Here is a 22,470-nt window from a genome sequence, read left to right as displayed (position 1 = left end):
CGCTAGGCAAAACTGTTACGAACACTTATCTGGCGGGCAGCATACCGGAGACATTCATGCCTTTGCGCAGCCATATCGCGCGTGACATTTCCTACGCCTATTCGGCCGAAACCAGAACTGGCCGGATGGTTATCAAGCTGATGGAAAACACCACCGGTCGGCTGGGGCTGATCAAACGCGCCGACGGGTACGAACGTGACGTGGCCAATGGGCGCGATTTCTGGTCCGTGATGGTTGAACGCTACGGGCTAATGCTGGATGTCGTTGGCGGTGCGTTGACGAACATTCCCAAGAACGGACCCCTGATCCTGATCGCGAACCATCCTTATGGTATCCTCGACGGATTGATGATGGGGCACATCCTGTCCCAGACACGCGGCGATTTTCGCATTCTGGCGCATCGTGTGTTTCGGAAAGCCGAAGATCTGAACAGGATCATTCTGCCGATTTCGTTCGACGACACGAAAGAGGCCGTAAGACTGAACCTTGAGACCCGCAAAACCGCGCTGAACTATCTGTCCGAAGGCGGAGCCATCGGGATTTTCCCCGGTGGTACGGTCAGCACGGCGGCCAAACCTTTTGCCCACCCCATGGACCCCGGCTGGCGCGGGTTTACCGCGCGAATGGTGGCAAAATCCGACGCAACGGTTGTGCCGGTGTTTTTCGACGGCCACACATCGCGCCTGTTCCAGATTGCAAGTCACCTGCACAGCACATTGCGCATGGGGCTGCTGATCAAAGAGTTCAAGAAACGCGTTGATACCCCGGTCAAAGTGGTTGTCGGCGAGCCGATTGGCCGCGACGTTCTGGACCCGCTGGCCAAGGATACGCGCAAGATGATGGATTTCCTGCGCGAAGCAACGTATGAGCTATCTCCAAAGCCGCTAAAGTCCTATGACTACGGCTATGAATTCGAGGAACGGCATCGCGCCTGAAGGGCAAATGGCAGTAGGTATCTTTGATTCTGGATTGGGCGGGCTGACCGTTCTCAACGCCGCGCAGAAACGTCTGCCGGACGTTGATTTCCTGTATTTTGCAGACAGCGCCCACGCGCCATATGGCGTGCGCGATGCCGAAGATATCTATCAGCTGACGCGCAAGGCGGTCTCAGACCTGTGGGCGCGCGGATGCAATCTGGTGATTCTGGCCTGCAACACGGCCAGCGCCGCTGCGCTGCGGCGGATGCAGGAAGAGGGCGTGCCCCAAGGCAAACGCGTCCTCGGCGTATTTGTGCCGCTGATCGAGGCGCTGACCGAGCGGGAATGGGGCGACAACAGCCCGCCGCGTGAGGTCCAGGTCAAGCACGTGGCACTGTTTGCCACGCCCGCAACAGTATCAAGCCGCGCGTTTCAGCGTGAATTGGCCTTTCGCGCCATCGGCGTGGACGTCGAAGGGCAGGCCTGCGGCGGTGTCGTGGATGCCATCGAAGACGGCGACATGATTCTGGCCGAGGCTTTGGTGCGTTCGCATGTTGACGCGTTGAAACGCAAGATGCCCGAGCCGCAGGCGGCCATTCTGGGTTGCACGCACTATCCGCTCATGGCGGAAACCTTCCAGCGGGCGCTGGGACCGGACGTTCAGGTATTTAGCCAGGGCGATCTGGTCGCTGAAAGCCTGGCGGATTACCTGCAACGTCATCCTCAGATGCTGGGCAACAGTGCGGCTGGATTTCTGACAACGGGACAACCTGCCTTTGTCAGCGACCGGGCAACGCAATTTCTCCGACGAAAAATCTCATTCGAAGCGGCCTGATTTAGGTCAAGGAGACCACCGTTTCGATTCTGTAATTCGATGACCGTCACACTGGCGGTCGTAAAATGTGGCACGTAGGTACAAGAGGTCTGACATGACCCATAAAATCGCAATTCTTGGCGCATCCGGTTATACCGGGGCGGAACTGGTGCGGCTGATCGCCGAGCACCCGAATATGGATATCTCAGCGCTGGCAGCAGAACGTAAGGCCGGCCAATCCATGGCTCAGGTGTTCCCGCATCTGCGTCATCTCGACCTGCCGGTCTTGTGCAAAATCTCTGAAATCGACTTTTCCGGGATCGATCTGTGTTTCTGTGCCCTGCCGCACAAAACCAGTCAGGAGGTTATTCGCGCACTGCCCGCCGACCTGAAAATCGTTGATCTGTCAGCAGATTTCCGGCTGAGCGATCCCGAGGAATACGAAAAATGGTACGGAAACCCGCACACGGCGCTCAGCCAGCAGGAAGAAGCGGTCTATGGCTTGACCGAATTCTATCGCGACGACATCCGCAACGCGCGGCTGGTCGCGGGCACCGGCTGTAACGCGGCGACCGGTCAGTATGCGCTGCGGCCCTTGATTGCGGCGGGCGTGATTGATCTGGACGATATCATTCTGGATCTGAAATGCGCGGTTTCCGGGGCAGGGCGGGCGCTCAAGGAAAACCTGCTGCATTCCGAGCTGAGCGAGGGGTATCACGCCTACGCCGTCGGGGGTGCGCACAGGCATCTGGGCGAATTCGATCAGGAGTTTTCAAAGATCGCCGGGCGGACTGTGCATATACAATTCACGCCGCATCTGGTGCCCAGCAATCGCGGGATTCTGGCCACGACCTATGTGAAGGGCGATCCGCAAAGCGTGTATGAGACGCTGTGCAACGCTTATGAAGGTGAACCCTTTATCCAGATGCTGCCTTTTGGCGAGGCGCCTTCGACCCGTCACATACGTGGCTCGAATTTCTGTCACATCGGTGTTGTGGCGGATCGGATTGAACGCCGCACGATAGTGGTGGCAGCGCTGGATAACCTGACAAAAGGTAGCAGCGGCCAAGCCTTGCAGAACGCCAACCTGATGTTAGGTGAAACTGAAATGACGGGCCTGATGATGGCCCCTTTGTTCCCATGAGGATGTGATGAAAACGCTCAAGAAACGCCGTCGCGTACAGATTATTGTTCTGGCTGTCGCAGCCCTTACTTTGTCGACGGCGTTGATTGGGTACGCGATGCGGGACGGGATCAACTTTTTCCGGTCCCCATCGCAGGTCATCGCTGAGCCGCCCAAACCGACTGAGGTGTTTCGGATTGGCGGGCTGGTCGAAGAGGGTTCGATCATTCGCGGACAGGGCGAGACTGTGCATTTTGTCGTGACCGATGGTGGTGAAAGTGTCCCAGTGGCCTTTACCGGCGTACTGCCCGATCTGTTTTCGGAAAATCAGGGCATGGTAGGTACGGGTAGTTACGTCGATGGCGTGTTCGAAGCCACTGAAATTCTTGCCAAACATGACGAAACCTACATGCCGAAAGAGGTCGTCGACGCCCTGAAAGAGCAGGGCGTGTACAAAGAAGCTGAAGACAGCTGATACCACATCTCTGATGATTTGATGGGGCGTTGCCTGGGGATACCGGGCAGCGCCCTGTCTGGTTTCCTCACCTTAATCAAGTTGCTGGACCGTTTGCTGCAGCAAAGGGAGGTGTCGGCATGCAGACGGTCCGTCAAATCGCACAAGAGATTGTGGCGCGCGAAGGGGGGTTTGTGGATGATCCGGATGATCCGGGTGGGGCCACCAAATACGGCGTGACAATTCACACGATGCGTCGTCTGGGACTGGATTTGACTGGGGACAGAGTAGTGGACCGGGCCGATGTGCGCGCGCTCAGCCGCAAGCAGGCGGTCGATATCTTCCTGAAACATTATTTTCAGAAACCGCGCGTTGCTCTGCTGCCTGAGGTGCTGCAGCCTTCGGTCTTTGACATGTATGTCAATGCCGGTGCGCAGGCGGTGAAAATCCTGCAGCGGCTGTTGTGTGACATGGGGTTTGACATTCAAGTTGATGGCGCGCTCGGGCCGCAGACTGCACGGGCCGCAGACGCAGCATCGCATCCCGATCCGGTTGTCCTGCGGGATTCATATGGCGTCGCCCGGCGCAATTACTACTTCAGACTCGCGGATCGCAGACCGGCCTCCCGGAAATACGCCCGCAGCCGGTCGGGGGGCAAGGGGGGATGGATCAGGCGGGCCGAAGAGTTCCTCTCGCCAACATATCACCTGAGTGACGCAGAATTTCAAAAAAGGGTTTCGGGATGGGATTGATTTCAGGGCTTTTGGGGCTGCTCTTTGGCAGCGGTCGTAATGTGGTGCGCGAAACGGCCGAGGTGTTTCGCGAGAATTCTGAGGCCGGGGCCCAGCGCGCGGTGGTCACCCAAGGTCAGGCTATGGCGCAGTTCGGGGACGAGTTTCAGGCGCCGCGCAAAGGCGGGTTTGATCGGTTCATGGATGGGTTGAACAGGCTGCCCCGCCCGGCGCTGGCGCTGGGAACTTTGGGGTTGTTCGCGGCGGCGATGATCGACCCGATCTGGTTCGCGGCCCGTATGCAGGGCATAGCGCTGGTGCCGGAACCGCTCTGGTGGCTGTTGGGTGTAGTTGTTTCCTTTTATTTTGGTGCGCGTCATCAAACCAAGGTGCAGGATCTTCAGCGCGAGATCGCGTCGACCATGTCGCGAACGCCAGTCGTAATGGCCAATATTGAGGCCCTGAATCAGCTGCGAGCGGACACTCCAGGCGCCGCAGATGTAGGTGCTCCGGCCGATGACGTTCTGCTGGCGTCAAACCCCGACGCAAACCCGGCTTTGGACGATTGGCGGCTCTTACAGAGGCCCTGACCCGCGACACTATGTGCGCCGAATCCGGGCGAAAGTGATTGGCGCTCATCCTGAGACAAGAGTATACCGGGCTCATGATTACAGAGCTCGGCCACTTCGCACTGATCCTAGCCTTTTTTGTCGCAATCGTTCAAAGCGTTGTGCCCCTGATTGGGGCTGCCAAACGCTGGACAGGTTGGATGGTTTTTGCCGAACCTGCGGCGATATCCCAGTTCCTGCTGACGGCTTTTGCCTTTGGCGCACTGGTCTGGGCGTTTGTTACGTCCGACTTTTCGTTGCGCATCGTGGTTGAGAACAGCCATTCGGCAAAACCAATGCTCTACAAGATCAGCGGGACCTGGGGGAACCACGAAGGTTCCATGCTGCTCTGGGTTTTGATCGTTGCACTTTTTGGGGCGATGGCAGCGTTCTTCGGGGGCGGATTGCCGCCCACGCTTAAGGCGCGTGTTCTAGCGGTGCAGGGGGCTATCGGTGTGGCTTTCTTTGCCTTTATCCTGTTCACATCCAATCCGTTTGACCGCCTGATCGTGCCGCCATTTGACGGGCGCGACCTGAACCCGCTGTTGCAGGATCCGGGTTTGGCCTTCCATCCGCCGTTTCTGTATCTGGGCTATGTGGGCCTGAGTATGGCCTTCAGCTTTGCCGTCGCCGCCCTGATCGAAGGGCGCGTCGACGCGGCGTGGGGCCGTTGGGTGCGGCCGTGGACTCTGGCGGCGTGGATTTTCCTGACCATCGGGATCGCACTGGGGTCGTGGTGGGCATATTACGAGCTTGGCTGGGGTGGGTTCTGGTTCTGGGATCCGGTGGAAAACGCCTCGTTCATGCCATGGCTGCTGGCAGCGGCGCTGTTGCACTCGGCCATCGTGGTCGAAAAACGAGAGGCGCTGAAAAGCTGGACCATCCTGCTCGCGATCATTGCGTTTGGGTTCTCACTGATCGGGACGTTCATTGTCCGGTCAGGCCTGCTCACCTCGGTCCATGCCTTTGCCAACGATCCCGAGCGCGGTGTGTTTATCCTGATCATTCTGGTGTTCTTTATGGGCGGCGCGCTGACCTTGTTTGCCGCGCGCGCGCAATCGATGGAGGCCAAAGGCGTCTTTGGCATGGTCAGCCGTGAAAGCGCACTGGTCCTGAACAACGTCTTGCTGGCGGTCAGTTGCTTTGTGGTGTTCTTCGGTACCCTCTGGCCGATGGTCGCCGAGATGGCGTTTGATCGGAAGCTTTCGGTTGGCGCGCCGTTCTTTAACGCAGCCTTCACACCGTTCATGGTTGCCTTGGGCATTGTTCTGCCGGTTGGCGCGATGCTGCCCTGGAAACGTGGCAAGCTGGGACGGACGGCTTGGTCACTACGCTATGCCTGCGCGCTTGCTGTGGCGCTGGCCATACTGGTTTGGGTGATGCAAACCGGGCGCAGCGCCTTGGGCCCGATTGGTCTTTTCCTTGGGGCTTGGATCACGTTCGGCGCAATCGTCGATTTGTGGAGCCGCACCGGACGCGATCGCAGCCTTGCCCGCCTTCTGCGCCTGCCAGGCGCGGACTGGGGTAAAGCAGTAGCGCATACCGGATTGGGCGTTACAATGTTTGCGATAGCGGGCCTTCTGGCATGGGAGGTCGAGGATATTCGCGTTGTGCAGCCGGGCGAGCCATTTGAGGTCGGGCAATTCACGCTGACACTGCAGGATGTCCGCCGGGTGCAGGGGCCCAATTATTTCTCGACCATGGCGGATGTCGCGGTCACCCAAAATGGCAAATCCATCACCACGCTGCATCCTGAGAAGCGAGACTATCCGGTGGCAAGGATGCCCACCACCGAGGCCGCCATCGACTATCGTTTTCTGCGCGACCTCTATGTGGTGATCGGGGATCAGCAGGCAGATGGCGGCTGGGTGATCCGCACGTATATCAAACCCTTGGCAAACTGGATTTGGGGCGGATGTATCCTGATGTCGCTGGGCGGGTTGTTCAGTCTGTGTGATCGGCGCTTCAGAGTGGCCGCAGGTGCGCGCAAAGCGCCAAGATCCGGGGTGCCGGCAGAATGAAACGTCTGATCCTGATCCTGTTACTGGCTGCCACGCCGTTGCTGGCGGTGCAGCCTGATGAGGTGCTCGACGATCCAGAGCTGGAAGCGCGGGCGCGCGAGCTCAGCGCCGAGCTGCGCTGTCTGGTCTGTCGCAACGAAAGCATTGATGACAGCAACGCCGATTTGGCGCGCGATTTGCGCCTGCTGGTGCGCGAGCGTCTTGTCGCAGGTGATTCAAACGATGATGCGATAGCCTTTATTGTTGATCGGTATGGCGAATATGTTCTGCTGAAGCCCACGGTCACAGGTTCAAACCTCTTGCTGTGGTTGGCCGGCCCACTGATGTTATTGATTGCAGCTGGCGTTGGTTGGAACTTTTTGCGTACGCGCGCAGAAAAACACGCTAGCGGAGAAATCGACACGTTGAGCGAGGACGAGAAGGAACGCTTGCGTCAGATTCTCGAAGACTGACGTTTGGTTTCGCTTTTCCTCGCCGTACATCTGCGTCAGGGTCTGCACAGCTCTGCGCAGATGAGGTTTGTCGATGGAATACGAAGCGGTCCTTTTGGATATCACTGATGGGTTGGCGGTGCTTACGCTGAACCGGCCTGACAAGATGAATGCGCTGACGACCCAGATGCGTGCCGAGATCACCCATGCGCTGACACATGCCGCGCGCCACTCCAGAGCCATTGTTATCACCGGTGCAGGCCCGGCGTTTTGTTCGGGGCAGGATTTGGGCGATGCGTCCAGCACCGGAAAAATCGATCTTGAGCGTGCGTTGCGTGACGAATACGAGCCTATGTTGCGGGCGATCTATGATTGTCCCGTGCCGACGATTGCGGCGGTCAACGGTGCCGCGGCCGGGGCAGGGGCCAATCTTGCGCTCTGCGCCGATGTGGTGATCGCCACGCACAGCGCGTATTTCCTGCAGGCCTTTGCCCGGATCGGCTTGCTGCCCGACGCAGGGGGGACGTGGTTCATGCCGCGGCAGATGGGGTTTGCCAAGGCGATGGGCGCGGCGCTGTTTGCCGACAAGATCACCGCGCAACAGGCTGATGACTGGGGGTTGATCTGGGAAGCCGTCAGCGACGATGCGTTTGATCAGCATTGGCGCGAACGGGCCGCATACCTGGCGAATGGCCCCACAGCTGGCTTTTGCGCGATCAAAAAGGCGCTGCGTTCGACCTATGACCGGACGCTGCCACAGCAACTGGCAGTCGAAGCGCATCTGCAGGGGGATTGCGGCCGGACCCGTGATTTCTCCGAGGGTGTTGTGGCCTTTATCGAAAAGCGCCCCCCAAAGTTCGAGGGGCGCTGATCCATCGATTCTCAGGCGCGGCGACGCCTGCGCGTGCGCCGCTCGGGCGCTGCTTCGCCTTCTCCGGTGCCGTCCGAGGCGGAAGAGAACGGCCCAAGCGCATCCGTGATTTGTTCAAGCGTCGGGCGCTCTCCGCGTGGGCGGGTATTCAAAGCGTCGCGCATCTTTTCCAGATGTTCCGGCATGGTACCACAGCACCCGCCGATAATGGTTGCACCCGCATCGCGCGCCATGGCCGCATAGTCCGCCATAAGGTCGGGCGTTCCGTCATAATGAATATGCCCGTCCACGTACTTTGGGATACCCGCGTTGCCTTTCGAGATGACTGGCCGCTCGGTTCCCTGAGCGACAAAGCCCAGCACCGTGCGCAGGATGTCGGATGCGCCGGTGCCGCAATTGGCCCCAAAAGCGACCGGCGGGTTGTCCAGCGTTTCAACCAGCTTTGCAAGATCGGCAGAGGTGACGCCCATCATGGTGCGACCGGCGGTGTCAAAGCTCATCGTGCCGCACCAGGGCATACCCGCCAGCGCAAAGGCTTCGGCGGCGGCGCGGAATTCCTCGGGTGCGCTGATGGTTTCCAGCCACAGAACATCTGCGCCGCCTTCTTTCAGCGCTTCGGCCTGTTCGTGGAACATCTCGACCGCGTCGCTGTGCGACAGGCTGCCGACCGGTTCCATGATCTCGCCGGTGGGGCCGACCGATCCGGCGACCACGACGGGGCGGCCCGCTTTGTCTGCCACCTCGCGACCAAGCTCTGCGCCGATGCGGTTAAGTTCGCCCACGCGGTTCTGCGCGTCATGCAGTTTCAGCCGTGCTGCGGTGCCTCCGAATGTATTGGTCAGAAACAGATCGCTGCCGGCATCGACCGATCCCCGATACAAAGTCTTGATCTTTTCGGGCGCATCTACGTTCCACAGTTCAGGCGCATCGCCAGACTGCAGGCCCATGTTAAACAGGGTGGTGCCGGTTGCCCCATCGGCAAGAAGGGCACCGTTGGTTTCCAGAAGTTTGGTCAGCGCGTTTGTCATTGGAAGAATCCAGAAAAGGCGCCAAAGCGCCGTTTAAAACAGAGACGCCCCGTGTCCCACGACCGGAGCGTCAAATCAAATTCATAAAACTCATGATGATCATGAGCAGAGCAAAGCTAGTCGGCGGCCTCGGCCACGACCTGCTCTTTGGCCTCGACCAGCAGTTCCGCCATCTTTTCGCGGATTTTCTGCTCGTCAGCCAGATCGCCCAAGTACTTTTTGACCGCCTCGACGACGTCATCTTCGCTGACGTTCTGAAGGTCTGTCTGCACCAGCTCTTGCCCGTATTTGCGGGCCTGTTCCACGGTTTCGCCTTTCAGGGCCGATGCCCAGACTGCCATGAACCGGTTGCGGCGCATTCGGGCGACGAATTGCATCTTTTCATCATGGGCGAACTTGCTTTCAAACGCGGCTTCACGTTCGTCAAATGTGGTCATTGGTTGGGGACCTCTTGGATTACAACTTCTGTCATTATGATATGACTATAGGCGCGTACCGGTGCAAGGGATTTGCGCTGCGTCAAAGCCACCCGGCTGCATAAACTTGCGGGATAGGGGGGCTTGGACTATGAGAGCGCCAACGCTCGGGGACTCATCCCCTTGCTCAGGATTGGAAAGGTCGACTATGGCGCGTCGCAAAAAGATCTACGAAGGCAAGGCCAAGATACTCTATGAAGGCCCCGAGCCGGGAACGATCGTGCAATACTTCAAAGACGATGCCACCGCGTTCAACGCCGAGAAGAAGGACGTGATCGACGGCAAAGGCGTTCTGAACAACCGTCTGAGCGAATTCTTCATGACCGGTCTCAGCCAGATTGGCGTGCCCACTCATTTCATCCGGCGCCTGAACATGCGGGAACAGTTGGTGCGCAGCTGTGAAATCGTGCCGCTTGAGGTGATCGTGCGCAACTATGCCGCCGGGTCCATGTCGAAACGGCTGGGCATCGCCGAAGGCACGCAACTGCCGCGTCCGATTGTTGAATACTGCTATAAAGACGACGCGCTTGGCGATCCTTTGGTGACCGAAGAACATATCGCGGCGTTCGGCTGGGCCAGTCAGCAGGACATGGATGATATCCTTAGCCTTGCCCTGCGCGTGAATGATTTCATGAGCGGCATGATGCTGGCCGTCGGTATCCGTCTGATTGACTTCAAGATCGAAATCGGCCGCGCCTATGACGGTGATTTTCAGCGCCTCGTGGTCGCCGATGAGATCAGCCCAGACAGCTGCCGCTTGTGGGATATCGAGACAGGGCAAAAGCTGGACAAGGATGTATTCCGCCGCGATCTGGGCAATCTGACGGACGCTTATTCCGAAGTGGCCCGCCGCCTTGGCGTACTGCCTAAAACTAACGTGACCAAGCCGACGTTGATCAACTGATACCACCCAGATGCTGGTCCTTGCGAAATGCGCCACCCGGATGGGTCGGCGCATTTTTTGTCGTTTATTCATTTGACAGAGTCAGAGCACTTAAAGCACTTTCCCTCAAAGCGGCCGATCTGGATTAAATATCAAGGTAATGAGCGACATGGTCGATCTGTTCAATCAAGCGATCTTTCTAAAGTTCCTCGCGGCTGTTCTGGCCATTTTTAACCCTCTTTATAATATCCCGATATTCCTCAGCATGACCAAAAACTGCTCGCAATCCGAGCGGCGGCGCGTGGCGGTCATTGTAACCATATCGGTCACGATTATCGCGCTGATTGCTGTTTTGATCGGGGAAGAAGTATTGGCGATCTTTGGGATCGACGTTCCGTCGTTTCGGATTGCGGGCGGCATCATTATTTTCGGAATTGGCATGTCGATGCTGAAAGCCGAAGATCGCCCACCCGGGGATCAGGCCGCGGTCGAGGACGGGCACCAGCGAAAACTGAACTTTGCGGTTGTACCGTTGGCCATTCCGCTGACGATTGGTCCGGGAACTATCGCGGTGACCATCGTCTTCTCGCATCAATTGTCGAACGGGGCAGAGATTGTGACTTTGGGCGCGGCTATTCTAATAGCGTGCGCAATTGTTGGTTTGGGGCTTCTTTTCGCCGATCAGATATCTCGTTTTTTGGGAGAGACCATGATCAATGTGCTGACCCGGATCATGGCAATTCTGCTGGTTGCCGTCGCGGTAGAGATGGTTTTAACTGGCGTATTCAACGCCATCGACACCCATTACCCCGCTTTGCTGTCGAAAGAGGCACAAGGCGGATAGGGGCTACGGCAAACTGCTGTTCAAATAGGGTTGTTCAACGCAGGCAACCAAGGTATTCCCCGCGCAACGGAATAGGCCCCGCGCGTGGGTCACAGGTGGAGTTGCTAAGATGAAAGCACGGGTACACGTGATGCTCAAGAACGGGGTGCTTGACCCGCAAGGTGAGGCTGTCCGCCACGCGCTCGGCGCCATGGGCTTTGACAAGGTTGAAGGCGTGCGTCAGGGCAAGGTGATCGATTTGGAACTGCAGGACGGCGCAACCGAGGCTGACGTAACCGAGATGTGCGAAAAGCTGTTGGCCAACACAGTCATCGAACGCTACGAGATCGAACTGGTCTGAGTTTACCCACCAAGGAGGGTTCGCCATGCGTGCAGCCGTCATCGTTTTCCCCGGTTCCAATTGTGACCGTGATCTTGCCGTTGCTTTCGAACAGGCGGGTTTTCAGGTCGATATGGTCTGGCACAAAGATGCTCGACTGCCCGAGGGCGTCGATATCGTTGGGGTTCCCGGCGGTTTCTCTTATGGCGACTACCTGCGCTGCGGAGCCATCGCGGCGCAGTCGCCGATCTGCAAGGCGGTCGTCGATCATACGGAACGTGGTGGCTATGCGGTTGGCATCTGCAACGGGTTTCAGATCCTGACCGAAACCGGCATCCTGCCAGGAGCGCTGCTGCGCAATGCGGGGCTGAAGTACATCTGCCGCACCGTCGGGCTGAAAGTCGAAACCAGCGATAGCGCCTTTACCCAAGGTTACAACGCCGGCGATGTCATCGGTATTCCGATTGCCCATCATGATGGCAACTATTTCGCCGATGATGAAACGCTGGCCCGCCTGCGTGACGAGGATCGCGTCGCCTTTACTTATACCGAGAACCCCAATGGATCGCGTGGGGATATTGCGGGCATCCTATCGCACAACCGCCGCGTGCTTGGCATGATGCCACACCCGGAGCGCGCCGCCGACGAAGGCCATGGCGGCACGGATGGAACGGCGCTCTTCCGCGCATTGTCGGGTGTTCTGGCGCCAGCCTGACTTGAGGTCGTGGCCACGGGCGCGTAGCCTCTGGGGATGAATTCCGAAACACCATCAGGTTGGGCAAATTTCCTGGGCAGGTTCCGCGGTGCGCCGCTGGGCTGGAGGCTGCGCATTGCCGTTATCTTACTGCTGGTGGTCACGGTTGCCACCATCTGGATCACCAACAGCCTGCTGACGAACCGCTTCACCGAATCGACGCGCAATCGAGCCGAAGTGCGGCTGGCGCTGTACTCTGGTAACCTGCTGAGCGAACTGCGCCGCAACGCGATTGTGCCGCAATTGCTGGCGCGCGACCCGACGCTGATTTCTGCATTGCAGTCGAGCGATTTTTCGCTCTCGACCCAGCGCCTGATTTCATTTGTGGAAGAGATCGGAGCCGCCTCACTGATGCTGCTGGACCGCGATGGTCGGACAGTCGCCGCGACGGATCGGAACCGGCTGGGCGAACCGCATCGCAGTGAGTCATATTTTATCGGCGCCATCCGCTCAAATTCTACGGTTTTTTCGGTGATTCCCAAAGAATCTGGCGGCTATAGTTTTGTCTATTCGCGACGGTTAGAGGGCGGTTCAGAGAACCTGGGCGTCATCGTTGTCGAGGTTGATCTGCAAAAGTTCGAACGCGCCTGGGCAGGCATCTCAGATGCCGTAATGGTGACCGACAGCACCGGCACAATCATCCTGTCGACCGAGCCGCAATGGCGCGGGCTGAACGAAGACGCAGCCCTGTTACGGCAGCCGCCACAAGGCGCTATCCAACGTGCCATTCGTGCGACAACCGATTGGACGGCACTGCCACCCGACGCATATCTGCAGGGTGAAGCGGTGATGCGCATGGAAACCCGCATTCCGTTCCGGGGTTGGCAGATGACCTCGTTCACCACCTATGCCTCGATCCGTGAAAAGGTAAACAGCGTCCTAGCGCTCGAAATTATGGGATTCGCGATTCTTCTGGCGCTGGCCTTCTATGCCCTCAGCCGCCGGGCGACGTTGCGGATGACCCTGTTCCAGCGCGAGTCGGCAGAGCTTCGCGCATTGAACACAAGGCTACAGCGGGAAATCGCTGAGCGGGAACGGGTTGAAAAGACGCTGGAAGTTGCCGAGCAGACCCTTGCCCAAAGTTCGAAACTGGCTGCTCTGGGCGAGATGTCGGCCGCTGTCAGCCACGAGTTGAACCAGCCGCTGGCGGCGATGAAAACCTATCTGGCCGGGGCCCGTCTTTTGCTGCGGCGCAACCGCCCCGAAGAGGCATTGGCCAGCTTTGGTCGAATTGACGGATTGATCGAACGCATGGGCGCGATCACCCGTCAGCTCAAATCTTATGCCCGAAAGGGTGCGGATGCGTTTTCACCTGTGAATCTTGGTGAGGCGCTTGCTTCATCCCTGTCCATGATGGAGCCGCAACTGCGCCAGCGGCATGTGAAGATCACTCAGATTCTTCCCGAGCAACCTGTCATAGTTATGGGTGATCGGATGCGGATTGAGCAGGTCATGGTGAACCTCCTGAGAAACGCTTTGGATGCCACCAAGTCGGTGCCTGAACCGGATGTGGAAATCATCCTCGCCGCCGGCGATCAGGCTGTGCTGACAGTGCGCGACAATGGTCATGGGATCGAAGACATCGAGAACCTGTTTGAACCGTTTTACACAACCAAGCGACCCGGCGACGGTGTCGGACTGGGGCTTGCCATCTCATCAGGGATCGTGAACGACCATGGAGGACGACTAACGGCGCGCAATGGGCATCACGGGGGTGCCGTATTTGAAATGCAGCTGCCGATACTGGAAAGCGACGGCCTAGAGGCCGCTGAATAACGAGGAATGACTATGGCACAGGCCATGAAAATAGCGATCGTTGATGATGAACAGGACATGCGCCAGTCGATCAGCCAATGGTTGGCATTGTCGGGATATGACACCGAAACCTTCGCCAGCGCCGAGGATGCGCTCAAGGTCCTAGGGCCGGACTATCCTGGTATCGTAATCTCTGACATCAAGATGCCGGGTATGGATGGTATACAATTGCTGAAAAAGCTTATGGGCGCTGACAGCACACTGCCCGTGATCATGATAACTGGGCATGGCGACGTGCCAATCGCAGTTGAGGCGATGCGGGTTGGCGCTTTTGATTTTCTGGAAAAGCCGTTTAATCCTGATCGCATGTCCGAGCTGGCCAAACGCGCCAGCACGGTCCGGCGTCTGACGCTCGACAACCGGGCCCTGCGGCGCGAGCTGTCGGGTGGCACGCAAATCATGAACAAGCTGATCGGCGCCAGCCCGGTGATGGAGCGCCTGCGCGAGGATATTCTCGATCTGGGGCAGGCGGATGGCCACGTTCTGATTGATGGCGAAACTGGTACAGGCAAAACACTTGTCGCGCACGCTTTGCACGCAGTTGGCAGCCGGGCAGGAAAGAAATTCGTTCTGGTGTCCTGTGCTGCGCTTGAGGAGGAGGCGCTGTCCAAGCGCCTGTTTGGCCCGATGATGCCAGAGGACGCGCAATTGCCCGCCATCGAAGAGGCGCGCGGCGGCACGCTGGTTCTGGAGGATGTAGAGGCGCTGAGCGATACGCTGCAGGCGCGCCTGCTGAGCGTGATGAACGAGCAGGGCACCCCGGCCGAGACGCGGATCGTTGCCATTTCAAACCTGCAGGAAGCTGGAAAGACCAGCGAGGATGTTCTGCGTCCGGATCTGTTTTACCGTCTCGCGGCCTTGCGGATCACCATGCCGCCTCTGCGCCAGCGGGGCGAAGATATCCTGACGCTCTTCACGCGCTTGAGCGAACAGTTCGCTGAGGAATATGGCTGTGACGCCCCGCAAGTCAGTGCGCAGGAAGCGGCTCAGCTGCTGCAGGCCCCGTGGCCGGGTAATGTGCGTCAGCTGATCAACATCGCGGAACGCGCTGTGCTGCAATCGCGTCGCGGATCGGGCACGATCGCATCGCTGCTGATGTCGGATCACGAAGAGATGCAGCCAGTGATGACGACCGAGGGCAAACCGCTGAAAGAGTATGTCGAAGCGTTCGAGCGGATGCTGATCGACAACACCATGCGGCGCCACAAAGGTTCGATCGCTTCGGTGATGGAGGAATTGTGCCTGCCACGCCGGACCTTGAACGAGAAAATGGCCAAATACGGCCTTCAGCGTTCGGATTATCTGTAAAGAGAGGGGGGGGGGAGCCCCCCCCCCTGAGCTTTTCGGCTCAAGTCATCCTCCGGTATATTTACGGCCCGACAAAGAGATCCTGCGCGGCGTTCAGCGCATGCCGTGCAGTTTGCCCATTGTCTTTTCCACAGGACTGCTTTTATTGTGGGCGGACGGGCCGGGCAGATTTGCGCCCAGAAGTCCCGCTTTTTGAGTTTCGCTGCTTGACCATTGTTGGTGATCTATCCCACGGGGCAAGCAGACCGATTGTGCCCCTATGGGGTATCTGGAGCACCTGAGCCCGGAACGACCGGGCGAAAGGAATAAATGGGCAGGTCGCGATTTGGTTCGCGCCTGTCGGAGAAGAACCGCGATGACGCGCGCGCAACGATTGAGTATACGGGCAGGGGGCCACAGCGCCAGACCTTGCCGCGCGCCGTCCGATATCGCCCTGACAAGACACCACCCCAAATGCGCCTGTCCACCCGGACGGGCCAGGACAACGCGTTTGGCGCGGTGCATCAAGGACACATGGCTAAGAAAATGCTTATCGATGCCACCCACGCGGAGGAAACCCGCGTCGTGGTGGTCGATGGAAACAAGGTCGAGGAGTTCGACTTTGAATCCGAAAACAAGCGTCAGCTTGCAGGAAACATCTATCTCGCAAAGGTAACGCGGGTCGAACCGTCGCTACAGGCGGCTTTTGTAGACTATGGCGGGAACCGGCATGGGTTCCTGGCTTTCTCCGAGATCCACCCGGATTACTATCAGATCCCCGTCGCCGACCGTGAGGCGCTGATGGAGGAAGAGCGCGCTTATGCCGAGGCAATGAAAGCGCGCGATGAGGCGGATGAGGCCAAGCCCAAGAAACGCCGCTCGCGATCCCGCACCAAGGCTGCGGATGTGAAATCTGACGATCCGGTCGAGACAATGGACCCGTCCCAGGAACCAACCGGGATGGAAACCATCGATCTGGACGAGAGCGACGAGGCCTCGGATGTGGCGGTGCCCGAAGGCACGTCGCCGGTAGATCTGGTTGCAGAGACCCCGGTTGAGGAACCTGAAAGCCCGGCTGAGGAAGAAACCGCTCCGACACCAGAGGCATCGGACGCCGAGGACGCTGGTGCTGAGACCGGCGAACAGGAACAAGGCGCGGATGAAGCGCCTGTTGAAGAGGCGGCGCCTGCCGAGGAAGCTACTGAAGAAGCTGCGGACGCAAGCGCCGAGCAGGAGGCCAGCGAAGCCAGCGACGACGCAAACGCCGAGGCTGATGATGCAGAAGTACGCTCAGATGCAACCGACAAGGATGCGTCGATCGAATCGGTTGCGGATGAGGATGACAGCGAAGACATTCGTCCGCCGCGCAAGCCGCGCCCACGCCGGTACAAGATTCAAGAAGTCATCAAGGTCCGCCAGGTTCTGCTGGTGCAGGTTGTAAAGGAAGAGCGCGGCAATAAAGGCGCTGCGCTGACCACCTATCTGTCACTGGCCGGGCGTTATTGCGTCCTGATGCCGAACACGGCGCGTGGCGGCGGCATCAGCCGCAAGATCATCAACGCCGCCGACCGTAAAAAGCTGAAAGACATCGCCTCGGATATTGATGTGCCGACCGGTGCCGGTTTGATCATTCGGACCGCTGGCGCCAAGCGCACCAAATCCGAGATCAAGCGCGACTATGAATACCTCCAGCGCCTGTGGGAGCAAATCCGCGCGCTGACCTTAGAATCCATTGCGCCGTCCAAGATTTATGAAGAAGGCGACCTGATCAAACGCTCGATCCGCGATCTTTATAACCGTGACATCGACGAGGTTCTGGTCGAAGGCGAGGGCGGATACCGCATCGCCAAGGACTTCATGAAAATGATCATGCCGTCCCACGCCAAGAACGTGAAACGGTATGAGGACGCGCTGCCGCTGTTCGCGCGCTATCAGGTCGAAAGCTATCTGGCCGGGATGTTCAACCCGACGGTTCAGCTGAAATCTGGTGGTTACATCGTGATCGGCGTGACCGAGGCTCTGGTGGCGATCGACGTGAACTCGGGTCGGGCCACCAAAGAAGGCTCGATCGAGGAAACCGCGCTCAAAACCAATCTGGAAGCCGCTGAAGAGGTGGCGCGCCAGTTGCGTCTGCGCGACCTTGCGGGCCTTATCGTCATCGATTTCATCGACATGGACGAGCGCAAGAACAATTCGGCCGTTGAAAAGCGCCTGAAAGACAAACTGAAAACCGACCGCGCCCGCATTCAGGTGGGCCGTATCTCGGGCTTTGGCCTGCTTGAGATGAGCCGCCAGCGCCTGCGCCCCGGTATGCTTGAGGCGACGACGCAGCCTTGCCCGGCCTGCCACGGCACAGGACTGATCCGCTCGGATGACAACATGGCGTTGTCGATTCTGCGCCAGATCGAAGAGGAAGGCACTCGCCGCCGCTCGCGCGAGGTTCTGGTGCGTTGCCCGGTCAGTATCGCTAACTTCCTGATGAACCAGAAGCGCGAGCATATCGCACAGATCGAGGCGCGCTATGGGCTGTCGGTCCGGATCGAAGGCGATGTGCATCTCGTCAGCCCCGATTTCTCGATGGAGAAATTCAAGACCGCCAGTCGGATTGTGCCCGAGGCCACCGCGCCAGTCGTGTCGGTCGATGCGTCGCTCATGGAAATGGTTGACGCGACCGAAGAGGAAGAGGACGACGTCGCACAGGCCGAAGAAGAGACCAAACCCAAGCGCAAGCGTCGGCGCCGTCGTCGGAAGAAGAGCGGCGGCAATGGTGAGGCACAGGAGAATTCTGCGGACGAGGGCGATAAGCCTCAGGACGACAATCAGGACGAGGGCGAAGCAAAAGAAGAGGCTGCCGAAGGTGCAGAAGGCGCACCTGAGGCCGAGGAAAAGAAACCCTTAAAGCCCAAGAAAACGCGCGCGCCCCGTCGTAGGAAGAAAGATGCCGAGCCTGAAGAGGCCGCAGCGGATCAGGCTGACGCCGCAACGCCTGCAGAGGAAACTGCCGCGTCCGAGCCGGAACAGCCCGTCGAGGAAGCGCCAGCTGAGGTCGCAGAAACGGCACCTGAAACAGTTGCCTCCGAGCCCGAACCCGCCCCTGAGCCGGTTGAGGCCGAAGCTGCCGCAGAAGCCGAAACTGCGTCAGAGGAACCGGTTGCACCCGAGGTGCAGGATGAGCAACCGACCGAGGCAGAGGTATCAGAGCCTGAGCCTGTCCTTGAAAGTGTCGCGGAAGACCCCGAGCCCGCCCCGGCCAAGCCCAAACGGCGCGGATGGTGGTCATTGGGCCAGTAACAGCAAAAGGCGGGCCATAAGACCCGCCTTTTTCGTTCAGGGTATCCATGAGACAGTGTCAGGCGCGCTTTTCGATAACGTAAACCTGATGAGCGCCAATATCGTCCTGGCTGATCAGTCGATGTCCGGCCTCGGCGCAGAAATGCGGAACATCGACAACGGCTGCGGGGTCATCCGCAAGAATCCGCAAGATGCCTCCGGAGGGCAGCGTTTTTAAGCGCTTGCGCGCTTTAAGAACCGGCAAAGGGCACAACAGTCCCAGCGCATCCAGTGTTTCGATATCGTCTGTCATGCAGCTCAGATATGGCCAGTTGGGCATGGTGTCCAGCATGCAACCACGAGGATGTGACCTATTGGCCTCGTGACGTTGGTCAATCGATACCCTATGTGCTGAAACATGTTCGGAATAGATATCATCGACGCAGGGCTGCTGCCCGCCATGTTTATCGCAATGCTCGGGGGGCTGATCAGCTTTCTGTCACCTTGCGTTCTGCCGATTGTGCCGCCGTATCTGGCCTATATGAGCGGTGTCAGCATCAATGAGATGCAGGATGAGGCGCGCGCCCGGCGCAAAGCGACCTTGTCGGCTCTGTTCTTTGTTCTTGGTCTGTCGACCGTATTTTTGCTGCTTGGCTTCACCGCGTCAGCGTTCGGAGCATTTGTCCTGCAAAATCAGGTGCTTTTCGCCAAACTTTCAGGCGCGGTGGTCATCGTCTTCGGTCTGCACTTTCTGAACGTATTCCGCATCCCGCTGCTGGATCGCGAAGCGCGGGTCGAGACCGGCGATTCCGGTGGTTCAGTCTTTGGTGCCTATATCCTCGGGCTTGCCTTTGCATTCGGCTGGACGCCCTGCATCGGGCCTCAGCTGGGGGCGATCCTCTCGCTCGCCGCGTCCGAGGCATCCGTTGCGCGCGGAACCCTGTTGCTGGGTGTCTATGCGGCAGGCCTGGGTATTCCGTTCCTGTTGGCCGCGATGTTCCTGAACCGATCAATGGCCGTGATGAACCGCATCAAGCCGCATATGGGAACCATTGAAAAGGTAATGGGCGGGCTGCTGTTGTTTGTTGGGATCATGCTGATCACCGGGTTGTTCACGGAATTCAGCTGGTGGCTGCTCGAAACCTTCCCGGTTCTTGCAACCTTTGGCTAAACACGGCGACCACGACGCCGGATACCTCTTACCTTGCGGGAATTGCTAAGCTAACCTGCCCGGAAAAGGGCAGGTGAATGAGCGGTCGGCAACAACAACCAACGGTGCGCAGGCGCAGGGTTTTCTACATCCCCGGCTACGACCCGATTCATCCCCGACGCTATCGCGAGCTTTATCGGAAAGAGGGGCAGGCGCAGGCTGAAATCTCAGGCTATGAGATTGCAGTGTCCGCCAAGACGGGCGATGGGCCTTATGGCTGGCATGTGAGCGCGCGTCAGGATGGGGCCGAGGTAAGGGCGGAAATCGACGTTCTTGTCTGGTCCGACATCGTGCGGGGCAGCATGGTGCAATCTATCCTGGCAACCTATCTGCAACTGGCGCGCACGGCCTGGATTTATATCTCGACCGGCACGCTGAGACGTCTGATGCGTCTGCGAAAAGGGCCGGTTATCGCAGCCCTATATCCGGTTGGAATGCTTTTGCTGCAACTGATGATTGCAGTGCTTGCAGGCTGGGCTGTGACATCCGGTCTTGCGCCGTTTATCGGTTGGCTGGCCCTGGTACCTGCTGCTCTGGTGACCTATGCGCTGTTGCACTGGTTTCGCAAAATCGACAATCGCCTGTTTGCGTATTACCTGATGCATGACTATGCGCATTCCGCGCGGCTTTGGGGCGAGACATCGCCTGATATGCACGCCCGCCTCGCGCAGTTCACCGACCTGATCGCGCAGGCTTTGACCTCGGATGTGGACGAGGTTCTGGTCGTCGGCCACAGCTCGGGCGCGCATCTGGGGGTTTCCGTGCTCTCAGATCTGCTTGCGAAACACGATACAACGCAGGGGCCGGTTCTGTCCTTTCTGACATTGGGGCAGGTGGTTCCGATGGTGTCATTCCTGCCCCGGGCGCATAAACTGCGCCATGATCTGCAGGCTTTATCTGCGCAAAAAGATGTGACATGGATCGATGTTACCGCGCCGGGGGATGGCTGCGCCTTTGCTCTGTGTGATCCCGTCGCCGTAAGCGGTGTATCCGGCCCGGAGAAACGCTGGCCGCTGGTCCTGTCCGCCGCATTCACCCAAACCCTATCGCCCGCGCGCTGGAAAGAGCTGCGTTGGCGGTTCTTTCGTCTGCACTTCCAGTATCTCTGCGCATTCGACCGGCCGGGGGGCTATGACTACTTCCGCATCACCGCAGGCCCTGAAACATTGCAGAGCAGGTTTGAAGGCCGCGCCCCATCGGCCTCGCGGATTGACGTACCCGCCTCCAAATACACCTCGGTGACCGCATGACGCCGCCCAAGCCAAAGGCCCGGCCAGACAAGGTATCGCTCTGGCGGTATCTCAGGCTATTCCGACAAGACCTGCTGTCTGCGCAACCCCAGCGCCTTTATCGCGCGTGGATGGCCGAGTTTCGAACGCCGTTCTTCCGGTCTTATATGATCAATCAACCTGAACTGATTGATTCTGTTCTTAAAAAGAGGCCTGACGATTTCCCAAAATCAGCCCGCATCAGTGAAGGGCTGCGTCCTTTGTTAGGCGACTCGGTGTTTCTGACCAATGGCGACACCTGGAAGCGTCAGCGCCGGATCATCGATCCGGCGTTCGAGGGCGGGCGGCTTAAGGACACGTTCCCGGCCATGCTGGTAGCGGCGCAATCCTGTGTCGCGCGGCTGCGCGCGCAGGTCGGGGCCAAGGTCGAATGCGAAGAGATCACCAGCCACGTGGCGGCAGATGTGATCTTTCGCACCTTGTTTTCGGTACCGATCGAGCATGAGATTGCCGCGCAGGTATTTGAGAAGTTCCGGGCCTATCAACGCGCACAACCGCTGCTAAACCTTGGGGCATTTCTGCCGATGCCACGCTGGCTGCCGCGGTTTCATTCACGAAAGACGCGCAAAAATGCGCGCGAAATCAGAACTCTGATCGCGCAGCTCACCCGCGAACGCGCAGCTGCCATCGCCGCTGGACGGGCCCCTGATGATCTGGCAACCAAGATCATGACAACCCGCGACCCCGAAACCGGCGCGCGTTTTGACACGCCGGAGATGGTTGATCAGGTTGCGATCTTTTTCCTCGCCGGACATGAAACCAGTGCGTCGGCGCTGGCGTGGACGCTTTATCTGATGGCGCTCTACCCTGAATGGCAGGAAAAATTGGCGGCCGAGGCGCAGGCGTTGGAGGATCCGTCTTTTGCTGTCGTGTCAAAACTCAGGCTCAGCCGGGACGTCTTTCGCGAGGCGTTGCGCCTGTACCCGCCTGTCCCCATGATGGTGCGCGAAACCACGTGCCCCGAACGATTTCGGGATCGCGACATCGATAAAGGTGCGCAGATAGTGCTCAGCCCATGGCATTTGCATCGCCATGAAAGACTGTGGGACAGGCCCGACGATTTCGATCCGACCCGATGGGCTTCTGAGAACGGTAGGAAATGCCAGCGTGAGGCATATATGCCGTTCTCCGCAGGACCGCGTGTCTGCACCGGCGCCGGCTTTGCCATGGTCGAGGGGCCGCTGATCCTATCAATGCTACTGCGTCACTTCCGGTTCGAAATCGTGGACGGGCGCAGACCGGTTCCCGTGGCACATCTGACGGTGCGATCAAAAGACGGCATTTGGTTGCGCCTGTTTGAGCGCTAACACGCTACCATCGCGTAA

At 58.7% G+C, this 22,470-nt stretch carries 22 protein-coding genes; 19 read left to right on the top strand and 3 right to left on the bottom strand.

From position 1 onward, the window contains the following. Positions 1 to 56: 56 nt before the first annotated feature. The 9 genes from ACR0I7_RS05050 to ACR0I7_RS05010 all read left to right on the top strand — a co-directional run bounded on the left by ACR0I7_RS05050 (position 57) and on the right by ACR0I7_RS05010 (position 7,970). Complete coding sequence (locus ACR0I7_RS05050) at positions 57 to 935, top strand: lysophospholipid acyltransferase family protein (RefSeq protein ID WP_480509041.1); 879 nt, start codon at positions 57 to 59, stop codon at positions 933 to 935. A gap of 7 nt (positions 936 to 942) precedes the next feature. Beyond that, positions 943 to 1,752, top strand: a complete 810-nt coding sequence (gene murI / locus ACR0I7_RS05045) for a glutamate racemase (RefSeq protein ID WP_480509039.1) — start codon at positions 943 to 945, stop codon at positions 1,750 to 1,752. Positions 1,753 to 1,846: 94 nt separating this feature from the next. Next, positions 1,847 to 2,875: an N-acetyl-gamma-glutamyl-phosphate reductase gene (gene argC, locus ACR0I7_RS05040; protein ID WP_480509037.1), complete on the top strand. Its 1,029-nt coding sequence runs from the start codon at positions 1,847 to 1,849 to the stop codon at positions 2,873 to 2,875. A gap of 7 nt (positions 2,876 to 2,882) precedes the next feature. After that, entirely contained in the window at positions 2,883 to 3,329 is a 447-nt protein-coding gene (gene ccmE / locus ACR0I7_RS05035; protein ID WP_480509035.1) for a cytochrome c maturation protein CcmE, read from the top strand. Between the two features lie 119 nt (positions 3,330 to 3,448). Further along, positions 3,449 to 4,060 carry a holin-associated N-acetylmuramidase gene (locus ACR0I7_RS05030; protein ID WP_480509033.1) on the top strand — a complete coding sequence of 204 codons (612 nt, stop codon included), beginning with the start codon at positions 3,449 to 3,451 and terminating at the stop codon, positions 4,058 to 4,060. Continuing rightward, the gene (locus tag ACR0I7_RS05025; protein ID WP_480509031.1) at positions 4,051 to 4,629 is read left to right on the top strand and encodes a holin family protein; all 579 of its coding nucleotides are present in this window, start codon (positions 4,051 to 4,053) and stop codon (positions 4,627 to 4,629) included. Before ACR0I7_RS05030 ends, ACR0I7_RS05025 begins: the two co-directional genes overlap by 10 nt. A 74-nt stretch (positions 4,630 to 4,703) precedes the next feature. After that, entirely contained in the window at positions 4,704 to 6,668 is a 1,965-nt protein-coding gene (locus ACR0I7_RS05020; protein WP_480509029.1) for a heme lyase CcmF/NrfE family subunit, read from the top strand. Continuing rightward, positions 6,665 to 7,120: a cytochrome c-type biogenesis protein gene (locus ACR0I7_RS05015; RefSeq protein ID WP_480509027.1), complete on the top strand. Its 456-nt coding sequence runs from the start codon at positions 6,665 to 6,667 to the stop codon at positions 7,118 to 7,120. Before ACR0I7_RS05020 ends, ACR0I7_RS05015 begins: the two co-directional genes overlap by 4 nt. Before the next feature lie 73 nt (positions 7,121 to 7,193). Beyond that, positions 7,194 to 7,970 carry an enoyl-CoA hydratase-related protein gene (locus ACR0I7_RS05010; protein ID WP_480509025.1) on the top strand — a complete coding sequence of 259 codons (777 nt, stop codon included), beginning with the start codon at positions 7,194 to 7,196 and terminating at the stop codon, positions 7,968 to 7,970. Positions 7,971 to 7,981: 11 nt separating this feature from the next. On the opposite strand, the gene bmt is transcribed toward ACR0I7_RS05010, so the two are convergent. Beyond that, positions 7,982 to 8,998 carry a betaine--homocysteine S-methyltransferase gene (gene bmt / locus ACR0I7_RS05005; RefSeq protein ID WP_480509023.1) on the bottom strand — a complete coding sequence of 339 codons (1,017 nt, stop codon included), beginning with the start codon at positions 8,996 to 8,998 and terminating at the stop codon, positions 7,982 to 7,984. A 116-nt stretch (positions 8,999 to 9,114) separates the two neighbouring features. Further along, positions 9,115 to 9,435 (bottom strand): DUF1476 domain-containing protein, encoded by a 321-nt coding sequence (locus tag ACR0I7_RS05000; protein ID WP_480509021.1) that lies wholly within the window; start codon positions 9,433 to 9,435, stop codon positions 9,115 to 9,117. A 187-nt stretch (positions 9,436 to 9,622) separates the two neighbouring features. Here ACR0I7_RS05000 and purC point away from each other — a divergent pair, with 187 nt between their 5' ends. The 7 genes from purC (at position 9,623) to ACR0I7_RS04965 (ending at position 18,667) form a co-directional block, all read left to right on the top strand. After that, complete coding sequence (gene purC, locus ACR0I7_RS04995; protein WP_480509019.1) at positions 9,623 to 10,378, top strand: phosphoribosylaminoimidazolesuccinocarboxamide synthase; 756 nt, start codon at positions 9,623 to 9,625, stop codon at positions 10,376 to 10,378. A 139-nt stretch (positions 10,379 to 10,517) separates the two neighbouring features. After that, positions 10,518 to 11,201: a MarC family protein gene (locus ACR0I7_RS04990; RefSeq protein WP_480509017.1), complete on the top strand. Its 684-nt coding sequence runs from the start codon at positions 10,518 to 10,520 to the stop codon at positions 11,199 to 11,201. 109 nt (positions 11,202 to 11,310) lie between these two features. Beyond that, positions 11,311 to 11,541 (top strand): phosphoribosylformylglycinamidine synthase subunit PurS, encoded by a 231-nt coding sequence (gene purS, locus ACR0I7_RS04985; RefSeq protein WP_480509016.1) that lies wholly within the window; start codon positions 11,311 to 11,313, stop codon positions 11,539 to 11,541. A gap of 25 nt (positions 11,542 to 11,566) precedes the next feature. Then, positions 11,567 to 12,235, top strand: coding sequence for a phosphoribosylformylglycinamidine synthase subunit PurQ (purQ, locus tag ACR0I7_RS04980; protein ID WP_480509014.1), 669 nt, complete (start codon positions 11,567 to 11,569; stop codon positions 12,233 to 12,235). A 36-nt stretch (positions 12,236 to 12,271) separates the two neighbouring features. Continuing rightward, positions 12,272 to 14,050 (top strand): sensor histidine kinase, encoded by a 1,779-nt coding sequence (locus ACR0I7_RS04975; protein WP_480509012.1) that lies wholly within the window; start codon positions 12,272 to 12,274, stop codon positions 14,048 to 14,050. Between the two features lie 12 nt (positions 14,051 to 14,062). Next, positions 14,063 to 15,397: a sigma-54-dependent transcriptional regulator gene (locus ACR0I7_RS04970; RefSeq protein ID WP_480509010.1), complete on the top strand. Its 1,335-nt coding sequence runs from the start codon at positions 14,063 to 14,065 to the stop codon at positions 15,395 to 15,397. A gap of 513 nt (positions 15,398 to 15,910) precedes the next feature. Further along, positions 15,911 to 18,667 (top strand): Rne/Rng family ribonuclease, encoded by a 2,757-nt coding sequence (locus tag ACR0I7_RS04965; protein WP_480509713.1) that lies wholly within the window; start codon positions 15,911 to 15,913, stop codon positions 18,665 to 18,667. Between the two features lie 58 nt (positions 18,668 to 18,725). Here the strand turns inward: ACR0I7_RS04965 and ACR0I7_RS04960 are convergent, their stop codons facing one another. Next, positions 18,726 to 18,959: a sulfurtransferase TusA family protein gene (locus ACR0I7_RS04960; RefSeq protein ID WP_480509008.1), complete on the bottom strand. Its 234-nt coding sequence runs from the start codon at positions 18,957 to 18,959 to the stop codon at positions 18,726 to 18,728. A 105-nt stretch (positions 18,960 to 19,064) separates the two neighbouring features. Between ACR0I7_RS04960 and ACR0I7_RS04955 the strand changes: the two genes are divergently transcribed. The 3 genes from ACR0I7_RS04955 to ACR0I7_RS04945 all read left to right on the top strand — a co-directional run bounded on the left by ACR0I7_RS04955 (position 19,065) and on the right by ACR0I7_RS04945 (position 22,452). Further along, entirely contained in the window at positions 19,065 to 19,817 is a 753-nt protein-coding gene (locus ACR0I7_RS04955) for a cytochrome c biogenesis CcdA family protein (RefSeq protein ID WP_480509006.1), read from the top strand. A 77-nt stretch (positions 19,818 to 19,894) separates the two neighbouring features. Then, complete coding sequence (locus ACR0I7_RS04950) at positions 19,895 to 21,106, top strand: hypothetical protein (protein WP_480509004.1); 1,212 nt, start codon at positions 19,895 to 19,897, stop codon at positions 21,104 to 21,106. Then, positions 21,103 to 22,452, top strand: a complete 1,350-nt coding sequence (locus ACR0I7_RS04945) for a cytochrome P450 (RefSeq protein WP_480509002.1) — start codon at positions 21,103 to 21,105, stop codon at positions 22,450 to 22,452. Before ACR0I7_RS04950 ends, ACR0I7_RS04945 begins: the two co-directional genes overlap by 4 nt. The last annotated feature ends 18 nt before the right edge of the window (positions 22,453 to 22,470 follow it).

The organism is Ruegeria sp. AM1 (genome assembly GCF_056540745.1).
This window is presented reverse-complemented; position numbering and strand designations above follow the sequence as displayed.